1 protein-coding gene and 1 pseudogene are annotated in these 1,985 nt (G+C 57.5%); both read right to left on the reverse strand.

What is annotated here, in order from left to right; translation table 11 throughout:
• Positions 1 to 312: 312 nt before the first annotated feature.
• Positions 313 to 601: pseudogene (locus tag EN859_RS35025) on the reverse strand (transposase); the annotation flags it as partial.
• Positions 602 to 703: 102 nt separating this feature from the next.
• Positions 704 to 1,018 (reverse strand): GYD domain-containing protein, encoded by a 315-nt coding sequence (locus EN859_RS35030; RefSeq protein WP_127857175.1) that lies wholly within the window; start codon positions 1,016 to 1,018, stop codon positions 704 to 706.
• Positions 1,019 to 1,985 lie beyond the last annotated feature (967 nt).

Consider the following 1,985-nt stretch of genomic DNA (forward strand, 5'->3'; position numbering starts at 1 on the left):
CTTATCTTCTGCCATGGCCCGTCCTTCCTTTGCTGGGGCTCGGCTCGGCATTCCCGAGCAACCCCCGTTTGCTTACAGCTGCAAAGACTAAGGACGGGCCGCCGCTCAGACCACGGTCATAACGTCTAGTTTCCGTCCACAGCGCACGTATTTCGACTGCGTTTACAAGTACTTGTCCCTGGTTAGCGGAACCTTTGAGGGGCGTGGCAAGATGTAGGACGCTGGTATCGGTAAAGGGGCTGTGAACGCGATCGCGCCCGCCGTGTGGGCCGGCGTTGGCCGGTGCGACGCAACTGCGATGATGTAGCGGTGTCAGATCGGCTTGAGGCGTGTGAAGAGGACGAGGTTGTAAGCCACGATTGAGGACCAGACGTAGGTCTTCAAATGGTCAATGCCGCGCCAGGTGCAACGCGCCAAGCCATAAGCGCTTGAGGTATGACATTCCGGCTTCGATGCCGGCGCGGAAGTTGCGTAGCTTGCGGTAGACCCATTGCTTCGGACGATGTCCTCGATCCTGAGGCCGGCTTTTGTGGAATGCCATATCGCGAACACCGCAGGCCTTCGCTTTGGCCAGGTTGTCGCGACTTGCGAAGCCGCCATCGCCGCCGCAGCGGTGCTTGACCATAGAAGGCAGTTCTTTGAGACTCGGCAGCACGGCGCGTTCAATCGAAACCGTGCTGCCATCAATGCACAGTCAGTCCAATCAGCCGGCGGGCTTGTAAACGCTGGCAGCCTTGTTGGCAGCCGCGAGCACCGCCTTCATGTTGAGCTCTTCGAGGACAACGAGGTCGTTCACCGAGCCGCTTGCCCGCACCGCCAGGGCTATGCCCATCCCAGCGGCCTGGTCCGGCACCTCAGCATTGACGACGATATCATAGGCGCCGCGAGTAAACATCACACCGGAAACCTTGCCGCCGACGCTTTCAAAAAGCGTCTTGATTGCAGCCTCCCGGTCTGATCCCTGTATCAATCCTTTATATGCATGGGGAGCATAGTTTGCCAATACAGTTACTTTCATGGGTATTCCTCCAACGATTATACTCGTGTCGTATCAATTATTTTGAACGACACGGAGTTGTTATTTATCTTTTTACTACCAATTTACAGTGGCCTGTGGGCGGCCCGGCAGCCTATTGGGGGTGACCAGCTAGCCGCCGAGCCTAACTGGCGGCCTGCGAGGCTCGCCAGCTCACCAAGCATGCGCTCACGCTAATGTAAGTGCAAGACTAAGATGTCGGTGCGCGCGGCCTAGGTTGCCGGACTGGACTCCGTTCCCCAAAGCACGCATTCTCCCTGCGGGGAAGGGATTGTGGGCAATATCGTTCATGCCGGGAGGACTCGCAGGCGAGGGCTCTGGTGGCGTTCGCTTCTTACCTATCGCCTCGCGACTGTTCTGGCGATGCTTGGGGTCACTTCCGCAGCTTATTGCCGTTTATGGACGGAAACTAGCTAGTTTCCGTCCACAAACGCCCGTATTCTGTTTTGTTTACAATCACTTGTCCTTAGCTGGAATGGCTTTGAGCGTCATGGACAGGATCGAGGGGTTGGCTATCGAGCAGAAAGGCGTTGTGGGCGCGATCACGCGCACGCCTCAAGCCGACCTGACGCCGGTCCGCTGTTTGGAATGCGTGGCACCGGCTGACTCCGGTCTCGCGGCATGCGCGGCCGCGCCCCGTGACGACATTTTGCCGACAACCAGCGCACTCTCGCCCGCCCACGCCCCGACAATCGCTTCCGGACGAGGGTAAGTGCCTGTAAACGCAGCAAAATATACGCGTTTATGGACGGAAACTAGCTAGAGAATCTCAGTCTTGGCGATGTGGATGCCGAAACCTTCCAGGCCGATATAGTACGGAAACTAGCTCTTATGACCGTGGTCAAGCGTGGTAGATGAACTTTTCCGCCCCATGTCTTTGCCACAGGATGTTTGCCGTTGATGGACAGCACGGGGACGGGATGAGCCCTTGAGACGACGGTCGATCATG

Origin of the sequence: Mesorhizobium sp. M00.F.Ca.ET.216.01.1.1, from assembly GCF_004010325.2 — a bacterium.
GTDB lineage: Bacteria > Pseudomonadota > Alphaproteobacteria > Rhizobiales > Rhizobiaceae > Mesorhizobium.

Bases quoted from the DNA above. Each gene is read 5' to 3' on its own strand.
- EN859_RS35030 (WP_127857175.1), bottom strand. From the start codon at position 1,018: ATGAAAGTAACTGTATTGGCAAACTATGCTCCCCATGCATATAAAGGA.